Below are 17,478 nucleotides of genomic sequence, written 5' to 3'. Positions count from 1 at the left end.
TTGAAAGTACTAATCATAACATATTATTGGGTTCCAGCAGGCGGATCGGGAGTGCAGCGTTGGTTAAAATTTGTGAAATACTTACGAGATTTTAATATCGAACCTGTAATTTTTACAGTAGATGGGGCAAACTATCCAATTATAGATGTTTCTTTAGAAAAAGATATTCCAGAAGGAATAGAAGTGATTAAAAATCCAATATGGGAGCCTAACAATTTATTTTCAGTTTTTAAGAAAAAAGGAGCGAAAACCAGTGCAGGATTTTTAGATCCAAATCCGAGTTTTTTTGGAAAAGTTATGCAGTATGTTCGAGCGAATTATTTTATTCCTGATGCTCGTAAGTTTTGGATAAAACCTTCTGTGAAAAAACTAAAAAAGTACTTAGAAGAAAATAAAATTGATGCAATTATTACGACAGGTCCTCCACATACTTTACATTTGATAGGATTACAATTGAAAAGAGAATTGGGGGTAAAATGGATTGCAGATTTCCGTGATCCTTGGACGGATATAGATTATTTTCATCAATTACCATTAACCCAAAAATCCAAAGCAAAACATCATCAATTAGAGCAAGAGGTGCTTATAAATGCTGATGTAACTTTAGTAGTGGGTGAAACCATGAAAAAGAATTACGAAAAATTTTCAAACAATATTCACGTTATCACTAATGGCTATGATTCCGAAGAGCAAAAAGAGATGGAAGTGAAGCTTGATGAGAAATTTTCAATTACACATATAGGTTTGATGAATGCTGATAGGAATCCGAAAATAGTTTGGGAGGCATTGTCAGAATTATCTAAAGAAAATGCTGAATTTTCAGAAGATTTAGAAATAAAGTTGATAGGTAACATAGCGAATGAGGTAGAAGAGGAGTTAGCTAAGTATCAATTCAAAAACGTTACTAAAATAGCTTATGTGCCGCATAGTGAAGTGCAAAAGCATCAAAAATCATCGCAAATTTTGTTGTTGGCGGTAAATAAAGTTCCGAGTGCAAAAGGAATTATAACAGGCAAAATTTTTGAATATTTACAAGCAAAACGTCCTATCTTAGCAGTTGGTCCTGAAGATGGTGATTTAGCCGAAATTTTAACTAAAACCAATGCAGGAACCATCGTTGATTTTGACGGTAAAGCTAAAATGAAGAAAGAAATCATGCAGCTGTATGTAGATTATAAAAAAGGGAATCTGCAAGTGGCTTCTAAAGATATAACACAATACCATCGAAAAAAATTGACTGAACAATTGTCTATCATACTTAAACAAGTCGTTAATTCTTGAAAAAAATAGTAACCATATTAGGTGCTCGTCCGCAGTTTGTAAAAGGAGCTGTGTTAAGTAGAGTGATTCAAAAACATAAGGAAGTTGAAGAAATAATAGTGCACACAGGCCAGCATTTTGATGCTAATATGAGCGCTGTTTTTTTTGAAGAAATGCAAATTCCGAAACCGAAATACAACCTAAACATCAACGGATTGAATCACGGAGCGATGACTGGGCAAATGTTAGAGAAAATAGAAGAGATTTTATTGACAGAAAAACCAGATGCTGTGGTTGTATATGGCGATACTAACTCTACATTAGCAGGAGCTTTGGCAGCTAAAAAGCTACAGGTTAAAGTAGTGCATATTGAAGCCGGTTTACGTTCTTTTAATATGCAAATGCCAGAAGAGGTAAACCGAATTTTAACAGATAGAATAGCAAATCTGTTAAGTTGCCCAACAGAAATTGCTATATCAAATTTAAAAAACGAAGGTTTTGACGGATTTGATATCCTAGTAGAAAAACACGGTGATATTATGAAAGATGCTGTAGAGTTTTACAGTAAGGTTTCCGAAGAAAAATCTACGATTATAAGTGATTTAAATTTAGTCAAAAACGAATTCGTATTGGCTACAATTCATCGTCAAGAGAATACTGATGATCAAGAAAAACTAACGAATGTTTTTTCAGCTTTAGAAGAAATTAACAAAACAAAACAAGTGATACTTCCTTTACATCCTAGAACAAAAAAAATGTTGGAGAAGTATCATTTACAACCAAACATCACATTTATTGATCCTGTGGGCTATTTTTCAATGTTAGAATTGTTGAAAAACTGTTGCATGGTAATTACTGATAGTGGAGGGTTACAAAAGGAAGCATTCTTCAATAAAAAGTTTTGTGTAATTGCTCGTGAAGAAACCGAGTGGAAAGAGCTTGAAGAGAACGGGTATGCCACTATCTCTGGTACAAATACTGAAACGTTGGTAAACGATTTTAATCAGTTTTTAACTTTGAATAAAAGTTTTGCAGAGGAACTCTACGGAAATAATGTGGGAGAAAAAATATATCAATCAATAAAAAAACTAATTCAATAATACTTTGGGAATCGTATTTAAACAATCGTTCAAGAACACGTTAATAATCTATTTAGGGTTTTTAATTGGAGGTATTAATACCGTGGTTTTATACACGCGTTTCTTAGGTGATGAATACTATGGATTGGCAACCTACGTGTTTTCGGCGTCTAACTTAATCATGCCGATTACTGCCTTTGGTGTTCATTTTACGATTATCAAGTTTTTTTCAAGTTATACTTCAAAATCAGAGCAAGATAAATTTTTAAGCTCTGTAATATTTCTGCCGCTTTTAATCGCTATTCCCATAGGATATTTTTGGGATTACTTTCATAATTGGATTATGCATTATGTTGCTAAAAGTAATTCAAAAGAAAACCTAGTTATTGAAAGCTATACGATTTATATATACATAATAGCGGTTTGTACAGCTTATTTTGAAGTGTTTTACTCATGGGCTAGAGTGCAAATGCAATCTGTCTTCGGAAACGTTTTAAAAGAACTATATAACAGGGTTGCTGTAATGGTAATGCTATTTGCAGTGTTTTTTCAATTCATAACCAAAGAAGAGTTTCTTATTTATATGTCGCTAGCATATGTTTTAAGAACTTTTTTAATGATGGTTTATGCGTTTCGTTTGTACACACCAACGTTTTCTTTTTCATTACCGAACAACATAAAAGAAGTATTACGCTACACTTTTTATATCATTTTAGCAGGAAGTGCAGGAGCAATTATTTTAGATATTGACAAAGTAATGATTCCTGGTAAAGAAGGCTTTGAAAAAGCCGCTTATTATACCGTTGCCGTTTTTATAGGTTCTTTTATTGAAGCACCAAGTAGGGCAATGGGACAAATATTACAGCCTTTAACTTCTAAGGCACTTAATGAAAATAATCCTGTTGAGACAGAAAATTTATACAAGAAAAGTTCTATTAATCTTTTGTTGATAGGTGGTTTGTTTTATGTGTTAGTAAACTGTAATGTAGAAGAGTTGTTTAAACTGATGCCTAATAAAAATTATGCTGAAGGTGGTGCTTTGGTGGTATTATTAATATCATCAGCTAAGTTATTTTTAATGTCTTTAGGAAGCAACGGAGCCATTATAAGTAATTCTAAATTTTATCGTATTACGTTACCAGTAGGAGTAGGAATGGCGTTATCTGTATATTTTTTAAACGATTATTTTTATAATGGTTTAGGTATGGGCACTGAAGGATTGGCTTTGGCTACTTTAATTACAGTTGTAGTATTTAACACGTTTAAACTGTGGTTTGTTAAAGAGAAGTTTAACATGATGCCATTTACAAACAAAACATTTTTAATGATTATTGTTATTTTAATCATGTTTTTTGTATTTAACTTTTGGAACTTCTCAGTGCCTGAATTTTCTATTTTAGACTTCCCTATTCACCCGATAGTAAACATATTGCTAAAGAGTATCATTATTATAGCTGTTTACGGATTTGTAGTTGTGAAAATGTCTATTTCTGAACAAATTAACGGTCTTGTAAAAAGATACATAAAGTAGTTTGTGATTTAAGAATTTCGAATTTAAGATTGTTATTTATAACAATCTTAAATTTATGTTTAAAGAATTAAAAATTGTTTTAATTCTTTAAAATACTTTCTAAACCAAAATTATTTATAAAAGAAAAAAAGACTTACACACACAAGAGGTAAGCCTTTTATTAAGGGGGGATGAAACAAATAATAAGGGGGAATTTGTCTCTGGGTCAAATATAGAAAAAATTAACAATACGATTGTTAACAAATGTTAAGAAAGTTTATTAACAATAAGTTTTTTCTTAATTCTACTAAGTTGCACAGGTGAAATGTTTAAAAAAGAAGCAATATATCTTTGTGTAATCAAGTCATCTATATTCGGAATTCTTTCTTTCAAGGCTAAATATCTTTCTGTAGCAGTAAGGCTAGAAATTTTTAAAAGTATGTCTTCTGCTTTTACGTAGGCACTTTCTAATGTTTTAATATAAAACAAACTAAATTCATAATACTTTAAAGTAAGTTTTATCAATTGATGAAAATTACCTTTATATCCTGTTACCTTAGTTAAGGCTTGATAGTTTATTTCAGATGGTATTTCTTGCATCATTGCAGAATTAGCCCCAGTAATATCCCCCGAAGTAAAAAAAGCACGAGTTGTTTCCATACCATTATCATTTAATAAATAGGAACGCATGATTCCTGTTTTTACGATAAAAAAATTAGTAGGATGTTCACCCACTTTTGTAAAGATTTCATTAGGTTCTAGCTCTGTATAGGTAACTAATGACTCAAAAGTAGTTATTAGGTGATCAGGTAATTTTATATACGAATTAAGAAAATTCTTAACATCATCATTCATAATTAACAAGTTATATGCTGATAATAAGAAAACTAATATACTTAAAAAAATAAAGTAAGGATGCGAAAAACAGACCTAATTTTAAGGGGAATTAGGTCTGTTATATTTTAAGGGGTTGTAACTTGTTAATTACACTACAAATGTATGACGGTTTTAAATTTTGAGCATTAACATATGTTAATAAATGGAGTTTTTTCTGATTCTACTCAACTGTACTGGAGTAATATTCAAATAAGAAGCAATATGGTATTGATTGATTAAATTATCTATACCAGGATATTTTTCTTGTAGTTTTTTGTATCTCTGAGTGGCATCTAGCATTTGTAGTTCTAGAATTTTGCTCTCTTCCCTTATATAAACATTTTGCAATATCTTGTAATGAAAAATTGATATCTCGTGGTGTTGTAACGATAAATTGTAAAAATCTTTATAGTTACATTCTAAGACTTCACAATCGGTTAAACACTCGTAAATTAATGTTGAAGGTTCTTTTTTTATTAGAGCTCCCAAATTACCAGAAGTAATAATAGGTGTATAAATGGTTTTAGTATGCTCTTTATTTTTTTCAATACTATAGGCGCGTATAACTCCAGATTTTAAAATGTATGCGTTTACAGGTGTTTCATGTAATGATAATAACTCGTAGTTTTTAGGGAATTTTTTTACTGTTAAAAGGTTGAAAATTCTTTCTAAACCATCTTCAGATAGAGGATGGAAATTAAGTGCAAATTCTTTAAATAACTCCATAGAAAGATGTAAATGTTGAGATTATTTCAAATCTACATCAATTTTTTCTAAAAAGCTAATCGTATTTGGACCTTCCATAAAGATTAAATCTAAAATGGATAAATCAGGAATAAACCCGTGTTTGTCATCAAAAATTTGAATGTAGGTATCCATTTCTATTTCGATACCTTTTTTTGCAATGGCTAAATCTCTATAATCTGTGCTGTTTGGAGTTAACTCATAACTTGATGTTTTAGTAAAGTTTTGCTCTATTTGTAAAGCATCTGTTACAAATAGATGGGTATCGATGTTTAAGTCTTGTAAAAAAGTATACTTTTTATTGAATATTTTTAATAAATCCTCTTCAAAAAATTCAAAAAAAGGAGAAGAACGATATGCAGATTGTAACGATTTGTAATGCTGTTGTTGCCACGGAAAATTGTTTTCTACCAAAGTGTCTTTAGTCTTTTTTCTACCTTCTGTAACTTTGTGTTTTACAGGAATATTCAAAGCCAATTTACCATTAGCTCCATATATATAACATCGATTACGATAGGTTTGCTTTTGATAATTGTCTTCTAGTTCAAAAGTAACCGATTCTGCTTGGTATATCGCTGCATACTGAGAAATAGGAGCGAAGTAAGTAGGGATAAAAAGTGACATTACGCTTTCTTCTTTTTACTTTTTCTAAAACTATATACAGTGTAACCTCCAATTAATAGTAGCACTAACCATAAATACGATACAGGTTTGCCACTACCTCCAACAGTAGTAAACATTCTATCCCAACGAATAGAGTTTAGTTTTGCAACAAAATTAGGAGCATTAGCATCCCAACTTAACCAAATCATTACAGGTTTTCCTACTACATGGTCAAAAGGTACATAACCCCAGTTTCTCGCATCTAAAGAACGTTGACGGTTGTCACCCATCATCCAGTAATAATCTTGTTTAAAAGTATAGTTATTAGCTTTTTTCCCGTTGATATATACATCGTCACCTATAAAAGTAAGGTTGTTGTTTTCGTATCTTCGGATGATTTGCTCGTAAAACGGAATTGTTTTAGCATTTAGCTCTACGGTAACTCCTTTTTTAGGAATATAGATAGGACCAAAATTATCAGAAGACCAAGCATATCTTGGATCATGAGGAAAAACAGATTCATCATAAAATCCTTTAGGCGTTAAGTATTTTTCAATGCTTTTAACAATAGGGTTTTTGGCAACCAAAGCTGCTTCGTCATCTGTTAAATTTAGATAATACTTGCCATCGTTGGTTGTTCCTCCTTCTCTAATATTGTATCTTGAAAGAGCACCTTGACTAAATTTTTCCCCGTTGGTGTCAACTATAAAATGCCACTGCGGTTTAGCTCTGTCAGGTAATACAGTTCTTTCTCCATTGATAAAAACATATCCATCACGTACTTCTAGGCTATCACCAGGAATTCCTACGGCACGTTTTACATAGTTTGTACGTTTGTCAATTGGTTTATAAGTGAATTTTCCAGAATTGTCTCCCCACATCGTAGCTAGTGAGTCTGAAGGCCAGCTGAAAACAACAATATCGTTACGCTTAATTTTTTGAAAACCAGGTATGCGCATGTATGGTAATGATAACTTATTTAAGAAACCATCTTTGCTTTTATCGTCAGATAAGAATGATTTTGTGCCTAATACAGGAATGGTATCGTGCGCCATTGGTGCAGCAACAGTAGTCATTGGTACACGAGCACCGTAATGAAACTTGCTAACAAATAAATAATCACCTACTAACAATGTTTTTTCTAACGACGAAGTAGGAATAGTGTATGGCTGCATAAAATAAGTATGTACTAAAGTTGCAGCTATAATAGCAAAAGCAATAGAGCTTACCCATTCACCTAAAGGAGACCTTGGTTTTAAACTTCTATTTTCAATGTATTTTGCATCTGTAAAATAATTGATGTAATAAATATATAAGCCTAAAGTAAGAACAGCTAAAATAGTGTCTGGTTTTTTGTTAAAGCCAAAGCTTCTGCAAGTTTCAATCCATACTATTGGAAACATAAGTAGGTTTACAATAGGAACGAATAATAAAACCACCCACCATTTAGGGCGATTAATAATTTGCATTAGTACTATGGCGTTGTATACAGGTACAGCAGCCTCCCAAGCTTTTTTACCAGCTCGTGTGTATAGCTTCCAAGTACCTAAAAAATGAACAACTTGTATAAATAAGAAGAATAAAAACCATTCAGTAAATGTCATAATCTGTATATTTTGTTTTCCTTTTCAGGAATGTAATTCTAAGCTTATTTGTGCTTTTTAGCTGCTTATTGTTACGGTATTAACCTAAGTTTAACACATCTCTCATGGTGTAAACACCTGTTTTGTTATGTAGCCACTCAGCGGCAATAACGGCTCCTAAAGCAAAACCTTGTCGGTTGTGTGCTGTGTGTTTTATGTCAATTGTATCTACTTCAGAACTGTAAGTTACAGTATGTGTACCTGGTACATCTGGAGTTCTAACAGCTGTAATCGGAATATTTTCTTCGGAAGTTTTTTCGTCTAACTCCCAAGCTTTTTTATTGGTGTTTTCAATAATTCCTTCAGCTAAAGTAATAGCAGTACCACTTGGAGCGTCTAATTTTTGTGTGTGATGAATTTCTTCGATAGTAATATTGTATTGCTCAAGCGTACTCATCATCTTAGCTAGTTGCTTATTTAACTCAAAAAAAACATTTACTCCTAAACTAAAGTTTGAAGCATAGATAAAAGCACCACCTTTTTCGTTGCATAAATCAACAATTTCATTGTATTTATCTAACCAACCGGTGGTTCCAGAAACTACAGGGGTGTTATTGTTAATACAATTACTGATGTTACTATAAGCAGAAGCAGGTACACTAAAATCAATAGCTACATCAGCTTCGTTTATATCATAAGTATTTTCTCCTGTAGATTTAATAACGATCTCGTGTCCTCTCTGTAAAGCAATCTTTTCGATTTCTTTACCCATTCTACCATAACCAAGTAAGGCTATTTTCATTTTAAAAAGAATATTTTAGTGTTAAACCAACTTTTGGCGCTTCAATAAATAAAGGGTCTGGAGTTATTACAGGGTTTACAGATAAGCTATCATCTGTGTCAAATTGTAATAAATGTGCATTTACACTGGCTTCTACAATTTGTAAAACGTATAAAAGTACCCCAGTTAATAATGATAAATCTCTGTTTTTGCGTAAGGTTTTTTGAGCAGATTCTAATCCAGGTGTTGAAATAAATGGATTTCCGTCCTTACCATTGAATTCATCAGATAATCCTTGACTTCTTAGCTTAAAAGCTGTTCTGTATCGATCGTATTGATCGCTATTGTCTAAATAAAAATAGACACTTGTACCCATAGCAGCCCAAACTATTGGAGCTTTCCAATATTTTTTATTGTATATCTGTCCACCTCCTGGAAAAATAGCAGAATAAAATGCTGCTTTAGATGGAGAGAGTGGATTGTATTTGTCGCTTGATAACTGAAGTTGTTTAGCTCTTACAGCAATAGAATCTTTTTGAGCAAAAGTATTTTGAAACAAAAAAAGACTAAAAAAAGCGAATATGATTACACGTATTTTCAATTACTTTAATAAGTTTTTAATACGGTTAAAATCTTCTTCTGAGTGAAAAGGAATAGATATTTTTCCCTTACCACGATTGTTAACAGTTACATCAATTTTATGCCCGAAATAATCGCTGATATCTTTTACACTATCAGAAATATAATTAGGTAAAACTTTCTTTTTAGCGGCTTTGGCAACAGTACCCGCTTTTAAGTTTTTAACCAATTCTTCAGTTTGACGAACAGATAGTTTGTCACGAACAATTTTCTCGTAAATGTTTAACTGATCTGTAGTGCTGTCAACATTAATTAACGCACGACCATGACCCATTGAGATAAATCCGTCACGCATACCTGTTTGAATAATCGGATCTAACTTTAATAAACGTAAGTAGTTGGTAACTGTTGAACGTTTTTTACCAACACGTGTACTCAATTCTTCTTGTGTTAATTGAATTTCATCAATTAAACGTTGATATGAAAGGGCAACTTCAATAGGGTCTAAGTTTTTACGTTGGATATTTTCTACCAATGCCATTTCTAACATCTCCTGATCGTTGGCTAAACGAATGTATGCAGGAACTGTTTTGTTTCCAATAAGTTTAGAGGCTCTAAAACGACGCTCTCCTGAAACTAATTGGAACTTATCGCTCGATAATTTACGAACAGTAATAGGTTGAATTACCCCTAATTCTTTAATAGAACTGGCTAATTCACGCAAAGCTTCTTCATCAAAATAAGTTCTAGGTTGGTATGGGTTTACTTCAATCGAGTTAATGTCGATTTCAATAATATTTCCAACTAATTTATCTGCGTTTTTATCTGATGCTGAATTTACTTCTGCAGTTTCTTTTAATAAAGCGGATAAACCTCTACCTAAAGCTTGTTTTTTCGTTGCTTTTGCCATGTATCTTTATTATGCGTTTTTAGTTAAAATTTCGTTCGCCAAATTTAAGTAATTCACGGCACCTTTAGAGGTTGCATCGTATGAAATTATACTTTCTCCGTAACTAGGTGCTTCACTTAAACGGGTATTTCGGTGTACTATTGTTTCAAAAACCATAGAACTGAAGTGTTTACGAACTTCATCAACTACTTGATTAGATAAACGTAAACGAGAATCGAACATAGTTAATAATAAACCTTCAATTTCTAAATCAGGATTGTGAATTTTTTGAACGCTTTTAATGGTGTTTAATAACTTACCTAAACCTTCTAAAGCAAAATATTCACATTGAATAGGAATTACAACAGAATCTGCCGCTACAAGTGAGTTTAAGGTAATTAAACCTAAAGAAGGAGCACAATCTATTAAAATATAATCGTAATCATCTTTAATATCTTCCAAGGCTTTTTTAAGCATGTATTCACGCTCTTGCTTGTCAACTAATTCAATTTCAATAGCTACTAAATCAATATGAGCAGGAATTAAATCGACGTTAGGAGAGTCAGTTTTTAAAATTGTGTCTTTTGCCGGAATTGTATGTTCTAAAACTTGATACGTTCCAATTTCTACACTTTCAACATCTATACCTAAACCAGAAGTAGCATTTGCTTGGGGATCAGCATCAATTAATAATACTTTTTTTTCTAAAACACCTAAAGCCGCAGCTAAGTTTACAGATGTAGTAGTTTTACCTACGCCACCTTTTTGATTTGCAATTGCAATAATTCTACCCATTATTATTTATAAAGTTTGAAAGAGGTAAATTTACAATTATTTATCGTTTTTGAAAGTGAAAGGTGTTATAAAAAACAAAAAAGCCACAGGTGTTGATACTGTGGCTTTTATAATATTGTGAGTTGGTTTTTTCTATCCGTTTAACATTACCGGCATCACTAACATAGTAACTTGTTCTCCTTCTTCAGTACCGTCAATTGGAGTTAAAATTCCTGCTCTATTAGGTAAGCTCATTTCAATTAAAACATCGTTAGAGTTTAAGTTGTTTAACATTTCGCTTAAAAAACGAGAGTTAAATCCGATTTGCATATCATCTCCTTGATAATCACAGTGTAAACGCTCGTCAGCTTTGTTTGAGTAGTCTAAATCTTCCGCAGAAATATTTAACTCAGTTCCCGCCATTTTTAAGCGAATCTGATGTGTTGTTTTACTAGAGAAAATAGAAACACGGCGAACAGAGTTTAAGAAAGAAGCTCTATCGACTGTTAATTTGTTAGGGTTCTCTTTTGGAATTACTGCTTCGTAATTAGGATATTTTCCGTCAATTAAACGACAAATCAATACTACGTTGTCAAAAGTGAACTTAGCATTGGTGTCATTATATTCAATAGTAACATTATTTTCAGAACCTCCTAAAATCCCTTTTAATAAATTTAAAGGTTTTTTAGGCATAATGAATTCTGCTGATTTTTCAGCGGTAATGTCTGTACGTGTATATTTTACTAATTTATGAGCATCTGTAGCTACAAATGTTAATTCCTTAGAGTTGAACTGGAAAAATACACCGCTCATTACAGGACGTAAATCATCGTTTCCTGCAGCAAAAATAGTTTTAGAAATAGCGGTAGCTAAAATATGTGATGGAATCTCAGTGCTGCTTGGTGAAGGTAATTCCACAGCTTTAGGGAATTCGTCTCCACTAAAATAAGCCATGTCATACTTACCTTGCTCAGAAATAATTTCAATAGTACTATCGCTTTCTACTTTAAAAGTAAGCGGTTGTTCAGGAAATGTTTTTAAAGTATCCAACAATAAACGAGCATTAATAGCAATGGCTCCAGTATCTGTACTTTCAACATCAATAACTGATGACATGGTTGTTTCAAGATCAGATGCAGATACTTTTAATTCGTTTTCAGATAGTTCAAATAAAAAATTATCTAAAATTGGTAATGTGTTATTGCTGTTTATAACTCCTCCTAAAACTTGTAGCTGTTTTAATAACTGTGAGCTAGATACGATAAATTTCATTGAATAGTTTTTCTATTTATTAGACTTACAAATATATTTTAATTATATGATTATAAAAATTATTTTTTTTAACCAGATATTAACCTTAGTTAAACTGATAATTTAATTGAATAGTTCCGTAAAAATTACCTTTTGGAACTCGAGCGCTTTTCAGTTTTTTGGTGTGATAATTCATAGCATATCCAAAATTAAAACGGTTGCTGGTAAAACGTATTCCAAATTCGGTAGTGAATACAAAAGGTTGAATGTTAAAAGTAACAGGGCTACCATCAGCTAAAAAACTTCCTTCTATGGTTGCGTCATACGCTGCATAACGAATCATAGGATTGATGTATAGAAAAACTTCCGCATTGTTATGAAATTGGGTGTTTTGGTTGTTTAAATTCCCGTTAAAAGCAATAGAATTTAAAATGCTTTCTAAAGGTTTAAAGCCAATACGACTGTATAAACCGGTTGATAAATCGGTGTAAACAGTACCAATTCTGGCGGTATTCTTCCAGTTAAGATCAAAGATATTGTCTTTGGTGAGTTTTTTAATATACTCAGCTTTTAAGTTAAGAGCAAAAGCGTCTTTTATTTGATATTTCCAACCAGTAGCTTTTTTAAATCCGTAAATATCATGGATAAAATCTTGCAGTTCTTCGCTAAAAGCAGAAGAGCCAATACTACCAACCTGTAGAGATGTTTTTAATATTGATTCTTTTTTGAAGAAATAATTGATGCCAAAGCTTCCGTAGAGATATCCAGCAAAAGGTCGATCGTGTTCTTCTACAGTTTCAACAACGGCCTTAAAAGGTGTGTACATATGATGTCCAAGCTGAATTTCGTAGCTTTTTTTTTCAATATTTTGAAATTGTTTTTCACTAAGATAACGATACGTTAAAAATACACCGTTCGTGTAGTATCTGTCATAATAAGTGGAGGTATATAAGTCGTTGTCGTTTAGGAAACTGAACTCTTTAGCATATTTTCGTTGTGAGAAGATAGTAAGTGAAAATAAGATGAATAAAAGTGTTGTATTTTTTTTCATAGCTGTAAATATCGTATTATTTTAGCACAACCTAGGTTAAATTATTAAGAAGAATAATTAGTAGCTTTATGAGTAAAGAATCTGTATTAACTATTGAAGATTTTGAAAGTGTTTCAACCAACGAAGAACTTTTAGCTAAGATTAGAAAAAAAGGAATTTCTATAGCAAAAGTTCAAGTGAAGTTAGATTATGAAGAAGAGTTAAAGAAACTTCAAATAGAGTTAGTGAAACTTCAGCAATGGATTGCGAAGAAGAATAAAAGAGTAGCTGTAATTTTTGAAGGTAGAGATGCGGCAGGGAAAGGAGGAAGTATCCGTAGGTTTATGGAGCACTTAAATCCTCGTTCTACACGTTTAGTAGCTTTAAATAAACCGACTGATGTTGAAAAAGGCCAGTGGTACTTTCAACGATATATAAAAGAATTACCAAACCCTGGGGAGATTGTTTTTTTTGATAGAAGTTGGTATAACCGAGCTGTTGTTGAGCCTGTAATGGGATTTTGTACTGATGATCAGTATAAAAATTTTTTGGTGCAAGTACCTGAGTTTGAGCATATGTTGTATGAGGATGGAGTAGTGATAATTAAGTTTTGGTTATCTATATCGAAAGATGAACAGTTGCGTCGATTTGACTCCAGAAATGATAATCCTTTAAAACGCTGGAAGTTTAGTCCAGTAGATAAAAGAGGACAAGAGTTATGGGATGATTATACATTTTACAAAGATGAAATGTTTAGTAGAACACATACAACGTATAGCCCGTGGATTGTGGTTAAGACAAACAGTAAAAAAGAAGCAAGGGTAGAGTGTATGCGTCATGTATTAACACAGTTTAATTATGATGGAAAAGAAGAAGCACAAACTATTTTAACGCCAGATCCTAATGTTGTAATGCGCTATTATCGTTCAGTAAAGCAGTTAGATTAAGAATGAGAAAATTAACCCAAAGAGACGTAAATAAATTAAACAGTACAAGAGGTTTAAAAGCATTATTGTCTAAACCTTTTAATATAGAAAAGTCAATTCGTTATGTTGATTATGAGCGGAAGCTGAAAAAATTACAACTAGAATTAATTCGTTTACAAGCGTGGTCTATTAAAGAAAATGAGCGAATTATAGTAATTTTTGAAGGTCGTGATGCAGCAGGGAAAGGAGGGGCGATCCGTAGAATTACCGAACGTATTAATCCGCGTCATATGCGAATTGTAGCTTTACCAAAGCCAAACGAAGATCAAAAAACACAATGGTATTTTCAACGCTATGTAGAGCAGTTTCCAAAAGCAGGAGAAATATTATTTTTTGATCGTAGTTGGTATAATAGAGCAGTGGTAGAACCTGTAAATGGATTTTGTACTCAAGAAGAATATCAAATCTTTATGAATCAAGTAAATGATTTTGAAAGGATGATTTTAGAATCAGGTATTCGTTTGGTGAAAATTTACATGTCTATTACCAAAAAAGAGCAAGCAAAACGATTTAATGATATTAAAAACGATCCGCTTAAGCAATGGAAAATGACTCCTGTGGATGAAAAAGCACAAGAGTTGTGGGATGATTACACTGAGTATAAAAGAGCAATGTTTTCTAAAACGAATACCGCAATTTCTCCTTGGAAAGTTATTCGTGCGAACAGAAAAACAGCAGCTCGTATAAATGTAATCAATCACATTTTAAAAAGTATTCCTTACGATAAAAATTTAGAGGTATAACTTAGGAAGTCTGTCTTTAACTTCTTCAAAAATAAAATACAGCTCACCAGCAATTTGTTTACTTGTTTGCAAGTAAGTTTCTTCGGTTAGGTCTGTATTGTCAGAAGTTTTTGGGTCTTTGTAAGGTAAATGAAAACGCTCAAGAGCATCAGGAATAAACGGACAGTCTTTGTCGGTACTGTTGCAAGTCGTTATCGCTATAAAAGGATAGCTATTTTGAGGGTGATCAAAAACTTTAGAAAAACCTAAAATAGATTTTTTAGTTCCTTCAAAAGTTACTAAATATCTAGGGTTTTGGTGCGAAAAATCAACCACTTTAAAAATAAAACCTGTTTTTTGTAAACATTTTACAGTGTTTCTATGAAAAGAAGTGGTTTCTGTACCTCCTGAGTAAGTGAATATATTTTTTAAGTTAAAATATTCAATAGCAAAAAAACTCCACACCTGCGCTAACTGACTTCTGCGTGAGTTGTGAGTACAAATAAAGTTTAAATTTATTTTTTCTCTGTCAAGATATTCGTCGAAGATAGCATCTGATATTGCAAGCAATAAATTTTTACGCTCATCGGTAAGCATCATTTCTTTTCTTGCCTCTTCAAAGAAAACTTTTGTATTGATATTTTTAGTGTTTATCATTTATTTGCAGTTCTTTTGCAGTGTGTTATAATTAGTGCAAAAATACAAGCTAAAGCCCTTTTAGCTAATTAAATAAAGGTTAAGGATGTGTTTAGAAATCGGTAATAAGGTGGCTGTAATTGATGCTGATATTAGAGGATTCGTAACAAAAATTACTAATGAAGAAGTTTTTGTTAAAGATGCTGATGGAATGGAGTACCGTTTTTTTAAAAATGAATTGGTAAAGATTGAAGTTGATCAAAATGAATTAAGTAAGTATTCAGATATTAACAACCCGATGTTAAAGGCGAAAACTCAATCTAAAAAAACGTCTAAAAAATCCCTTTTTGTAAAAGATAGAAATGAAATCGTGATGGAAATTGATTTGCATGCCGAAAAGCTTGTGAAATCAACACAAGGAATGGATAATTATGATGTTTTATCACTTCAATTAGATATAGCAAAACAAAAACTAGAGTACTGTATCTCAAAAAAAATATCAAAACTAGTGTTGATACATGGTGTGGGTGATGGTGTGTTAAAAACAGAACTTCAGTATTTATTAAATAATTATCGGGTGAAATATTACGATGCCTCTTATCAAAAATACGGACAAGGAGCCACTGAGGTGTACGTGTATCAGAATTAAATAGGTGAGTTTAATTGTTTATAGGTTTAGTTGTTTAGGGGTTTCTAGATGTTAAACTAAAAAGGTGAGTGTTAGTAATCTCGTTTTTTTTAATCTAAAATTCCAAATATCTAACCATCTAATAATCTAGCAATCCAAAAATCTAACTATCTAATATAAAACTTTACTTTTGTAGTATGAATTCAGTGTATTTAGATAATGCGGCTACCACGCCTATGTTGCCAGAGGTAGTAAGTGTAATGCAAGAATCGATGCTTGCTAATTTCGGAAATCCGTCTTCAACTCATCAATACGGAAGAAAGGCAAAAGCAGCTGTAGAAACAGCGAGAAAAAACATTGCAAAACATTTTAATGTATCTGCAGGTGAAATCATTTTTACCGCAGGCGGAACAGAAGCAGATAATTTAATCTTACAAAATGCAGTTTTGCATTTAGGAGTAAAAAGAATTATCACCTCTAAGTTAGAACACCATGCTGTTTTAAATACCGTACAGTTTTTAGAAAAAAAACATAAAATAACTGTAGATTATGTTAGGGTAAATGAAAACGGAGCTGTTGTACTGGATAGTTTGGGGGAAGCTTTAAAAAAGTCAAACGAAAAAACCTTAGTGAGTTTAATGTATGTGAATAATGAAATTGGTAATATTTTACCAATTGAAGAGGTGGCAAACATGTGTAAAGAACACGATGCTTACTTTCATTCAGATACAGTACAAGCTATCGGACATTATCCGATAGATTTACAAAAAACTCCAGTTGATTTTATCGCAGCAAGCGCACATAAATTTCACGGTCCTAAAGGGGTTGGTTTTGCTTATGTTAAAAAAGGAATAGCAATTCAACCCATGTTTTTTGGAGGAGAACAAGAAAAAGGAGCGAGGTCTAGTACTGAAAATGTTCACGCTATAATAGGTATGGATAAAGCATTGCAAATTGCTTTTGAAAACCTGTTGGTAGATGAAACCTATATTAAAGGGTTGAAAAATTACTTTGTAAAAAAAGTAAAAGAACTAGTACCAAATGTTGAAATAAATGGAGAGCTAGCCGATGAAACAAGTTATACTATTGTAAATGTACGATTTCCTGTTCAAGATAAAATGCTACTGTTTAATTTAGATTTATCAGGAGTAGCAGTATCAGGAGGAAGTGCTTGTCAAAGCGGTAGTAATAAAGGTTCACACGTGTTAAGTGCTTTTTTAAATGCAGAAGAAGTTCATAAAGCTTCTGTACGATTTTCGTTCAGTAAGTTAAATACGATTGAAGAGGTTAACTATGTTTTGATGCAGTTAAAAAGAGTGTTAAAAAAATAATAGGCTGTTTTATTTGTTTTAAAGCATTTTTTTTACTTAATTGTATATGTGTTTAGGTTAGAAGATTAAATTCTTTAAAAGTAGTTTTAAAAGATTGTTTTGTATAGTTTTTATTGATTTGGTAAATGAAACTTATTTTTTTTAACTATAATGTGACTTAAACTGTTAATTTTACATCTAATATTTTAGTGAGAGTAAAAAAAGTTTATTTTTGCA

18 protein-coding genes are annotated in these 17,478 nt (G+C 32.0%); 7 read left to right on the top strand and 11 right to left on the bottom strand.

Going from position 1 to position 17,478, the window contains the following annotated elements:
* Genes AC3VI6_RS00740 through AC3VI6_RS00730 form a run of 3 tightly spaced genes read left to right on the top strand, consistent with a single transcriptional unit; the run spans position 1 to position 3,870 of the window.
* Entirely contained in the window at positions 1 to 1,281 is a 1,281-nt protein-coding gene (locus AC3VI6_RS00740) for a glycosyltransferase family 4 protein (protein ID WP_497704808.1), read from the top strand.
* Complete coding sequence (wecB, locus tag AC3VI6_RS00735) at positions 1,278 to 2,360, top strand: non-hydrolyzing UDP-N-acetylglucosamine 2-epimerase (RefSeq protein WP_497704807.1); 1,083 nt, start codon at positions 1,278 to 1,280, stop codon at positions 2,358 to 2,360. Before AC3VI6_RS00740 ends, wecB begins: the two co-directional genes overlap by 4 nt.
* Positions 2,361 to 2,364: 4 nt before the next feature.
* Entirely contained in the window at positions 2,365 to 3,870 is a 1,506-nt protein-coding gene (locus tag AC3VI6_RS00730; protein ID WP_497704806.1) for a lipopolysaccharide biosynthesis protein, read from the top strand.
* A gap of 246 nt (positions 3,871 to 4,116) precedes the next feature.
* On the opposite strand, the gene AC3VI6_RS00725 is transcribed toward AC3VI6_RS00730, so the two are convergent.
* From AC3VI6_RS00725 to AC3VI6_RS00680, 10 genes are all read right to left on the bottom strand, one after another.
* A complete protein-coding gene (locus tag AC3VI6_RS00725; RefSeq protein WP_497704805.1) occupies positions 4,117 to 4,704 on the bottom strand; it encodes a Crp/Fnr family transcriptional regulator in 588 nt (195 codons plus the stop codon).
* A 177-nt stretch (positions 4,705 to 4,881) separates the two neighbouring features.
* The gene (locus tag AC3VI6_RS00720) at positions 4,882 to 5,451 is read right to left on the bottom strand and encodes a Crp/Fnr family transcriptional regulator (RefSeq protein WP_497704804.1); all 570 of its coding nucleotides are present in this window, start codon (positions 5,449 to 5,451) and stop codon (positions 4,882 to 4,884) included.
* Between the two features lie 21 nt (positions 5,452 to 5,472).
* Entirely contained in the window at positions 5,473 to 6,093 is a 621-nt protein-coding gene (locus AC3VI6_RS00715; RefSeq protein WP_497704803.1) for a WbqC family protein, read from the bottom strand.
* On the bottom strand, positions 6,093 to 7,676 hold the full coding sequence (gene lepB / locus AC3VI6_RS00710) for a signal peptidase I (RefSeq protein ID WP_497704802.1): 1,584 nt from the start codon (positions 7,674 to 7,676) through the stop codon (positions 6,093 to 6,095). The genes AC3VI6_RS00715 and lepB overlap by 1 nt, the downstream gene beginning before the upstream one ends.
* A 79-nt stretch (positions 7,677 to 7,755) precedes the next feature.
* Positions 7,756 to 8,457, bottom strand: coding sequence for a 4-hydroxy-tetrahydrodipicolinate reductase (dapB, locus tag AC3VI6_RS00705; protein WP_497704801.1), 702 nt, complete (start codon positions 8,455 to 8,457; stop codon positions 7,756 to 7,758).
* 1 nt (position 8,458) lies between these two features.
* The gene (locus AC3VI6_RS00700) at positions 8,459 to 9,037 is read right to left on the bottom strand and encodes a DUF5683 domain-containing protein (protein WP_497704800.1); all 579 of its coding nucleotides are present in this window, start codon (positions 9,035 to 9,037) and stop codon (positions 8,459 to 8,461) included.
* Entirely contained in the window at positions 9,038 to 9,925 is an 888-nt protein-coding gene (locus tag AC3VI6_RS00695) for a ParB/RepB/Spo0J family partition protein (RefSeq protein ID WP_497704799.1), read from the bottom strand. It lies immediately after the preceding gene.
* A 9-nt stretch (positions 9,926 to 9,934) separates the two neighbouring features.
* Positions 9,935 to 10,699 carry a ParA family protein gene (locus AC3VI6_RS00690; RefSeq protein WP_497704798.1) on the bottom strand — a complete coding sequence of 255 codons (765 nt, stop codon included), beginning with the start codon at positions 10,697 to 10,699 and terminating at the stop codon, positions 9,935 to 9,937.
* A gap of 132 nt (positions 10,700 to 10,831) precedes the next feature.
* Positions 10,832 to 11,950: a DNA polymerase III subunit beta gene (gene dnaN, locus AC3VI6_RS00685; protein ID WP_274635033.1), complete on the bottom strand. Its 1,119-nt coding sequence runs from the start codon at positions 11,948 to 11,950 to the stop codon at positions 10,832 to 10,834.
* An 85-nt stretch (positions 11,951 to 12,035) separates the two neighbouring features.
* Positions 12,036 to 12,980, bottom strand: coding sequence for a lipid A deacylase LpxR family protein (locus tag AC3VI6_RS00680; RefSeq protein ID WP_497704797.1), 945 nt, complete (start codon positions 12,978 to 12,980; stop codon positions 12,036 to 12,038).
* Between the two features lie 68 nt (positions 12,981 to 13,048).
* Between AC3VI6_RS00680 and ppk2 (AC3VI6_RS00675) the strand changes: the two genes are divergently transcribed.
* Positions 13,049 to 13,906 carry a polyphosphate kinase 2 gene (ppk2, locus tag AC3VI6_RS00675; protein ID WP_497704796.1) on the top strand — a complete coding sequence of 286 codons (858 nt, stop codon included), beginning with the start codon at positions 13,049 to 13,051 and terminating at the stop codon, positions 13,904 to 13,906.
* A gap of 2 nt (positions 13,907 to 13,908) precedes the next feature.
* Positions 13,909 to 14,688 carry a polyphosphate kinase 2 gene (ppk2, locus tag AC3VI6_RS00670; protein WP_497704795.1) on the top strand — a complete coding sequence of 260 codons (780 nt, stop codon included), beginning with the start codon at positions 13,909 to 13,911 and terminating at the stop codon, positions 14,686 to 14,688.
* Here ppk2 (AC3VI6_RS00670) and AC3VI6_RS00665 read toward each other — a convergent pair.
* Entirely contained in the window at positions 14,677 to 15,324 is a 648-nt protein-coding gene (locus tag AC3VI6_RS00665; RefSeq protein ID WP_497704794.1) for a low molecular weight phosphatase family protein, read from the bottom strand. The two genes, ppk2 (AC3VI6_RS00670) and AC3VI6_RS00665, sit on opposite strands and share 12 nt — an antisense overlap.
* An 85-nt stretch (positions 15,325 to 15,409) precedes the next feature.
* Between AC3VI6_RS00665 and AC3VI6_RS00660 the strand changes: the two genes are divergently transcribed.
* Both AC3VI6_RS00660 and AC3VI6_RS00655 read left to right on the top strand, forming a co-directional pair.
* Positions 15,410 to 15,952 (top strand): DUF8465 domain-containing protein, encoded by a 543-nt coding sequence (locus AC3VI6_RS00660; RefSeq protein ID WP_497704793.1) that lies wholly within the window; start codon positions 15,410 to 15,412, stop codon positions 15,950 to 15,952.
* A gap of 176 nt (positions 15,953 to 16,128) precedes the next feature.
* On the top strand, positions 16,129 to 17,262 hold the full coding sequence (locus tag AC3VI6_RS00655; RefSeq protein ID WP_497704792.1) for a cysteine desulfurase family protein: 1,134 nt from the start codon (positions 16,129 to 16,131) through the stop codon (positions 17,260 to 17,262).
* The last annotated feature ends 216 nt before the right edge of the window (positions 17,263 to 17,478 follow it).

Source organism: Tenacibaculum sp. TB-56 (assembly GCF_059716275.2).
Note: the sequence above shows the minus strand (reverse complement) of the source record. Positions and strands in the feature narration are given on the sequence as shown.

Excerpts from the sequence above, each read along its gene's own strand:
- AC3VI6_RS00715 (WP_497704803.1), bottom strand. The coding sequence starts at position 6,093 with ATGTCACTTTTTATCCCTACTTACTTCGCTCCTATTTCTCAGTATGCA.
- dnaN (WP_274635033.1), bottom strand. The coding sequence starts at position 11,950 with ATGAAATTTATCGTATCTAGCTCACAGTTATTAAAACAGCTACAAGTT.
- AC3VI6_RS00695 (WP_497704799.1), bottom strand. The coding sequence starts at position 9,925 with ATGGCAAAAGCAACGAAAAAACAAGCTTTAGGTAGAGGTTTATCCGCT.
- dapB (WP_497704801.1), bottom strand. The coding sequence starts at position 8,457 with ATGAAAATAGCCTTACTTGGTTATGGTAGAATGGGTAAAGAAATCGAA.
- AC3VI6_RS00680 (WP_497704797.1), bottom strand. The coding sequence starts at position 12,980 with ATGAAAAAAAATACAACACTTTTATTCATCTTATTTTCACTTACTATC.
- ppk2 (WP_497704796.1), top strand. The coding sequence starts at position 13,049 with ATGAGTAAAGAATCTGTATTAACTATTGAAGATTTTGAAAGTGTTTCA.
- AC3VI6_RS00660 (WP_497704793.1), top strand. The coding sequence starts at position 15,410 with ATGTGTTTAGAAATCGGTAATAAGGTGGCTGTAATTGATGCTGATATT.
- AC3VI6_RS00665 (WP_497704794.1), bottom strand. The coding sequence starts at position 15,324 with ATGATAAACACTAAAAATATCAATACAAAAGTTTTCTTTGAAGAGGCA.
- AC3VI6_RS00690 (WP_497704798.1), bottom strand. The coding sequence starts at position 10,699 with ATGGGTAGAATTATTGCAATTGCAAATCAAAAAGGTGGCGTAGGTAAA.
- ppk2 (WP_497704795.1), top strand. The coding sequence starts at position 13,909 with ATGAGAAAATTAACCCAAAGAGACGTAAATAAATTAAACAGTACAAGA.
- AC3VI6_RS00725 (WP_497704805.1), bottom strand. The coding sequence starts at position 4,704 with ATGAATGATGATGTTAAGAATTTTCTTAATTCGTATATAAAATTACCT.
- AC3VI6_RS00720 (WP_497704804.1), bottom strand. The coding sequence starts at position 5,451 with ATGGAGTTATTTAAAGAATTTGCACTTAATTTCCATCCTCTATCTGAA.
- lepB (WP_497704802.1), bottom strand. The coding sequence starts at position 7,676 with ATGACATTTACTGAATGGTTTTTATTCTTCTTATTTATACAAGTTGTT.
- AC3VI6_RS00655 (WP_497704792.1), top strand. The coding sequence starts at position 16,129 with ATGAATTCAGTGTATTTAGATAATGCGGCTACCACGCCTATGTTGCCA.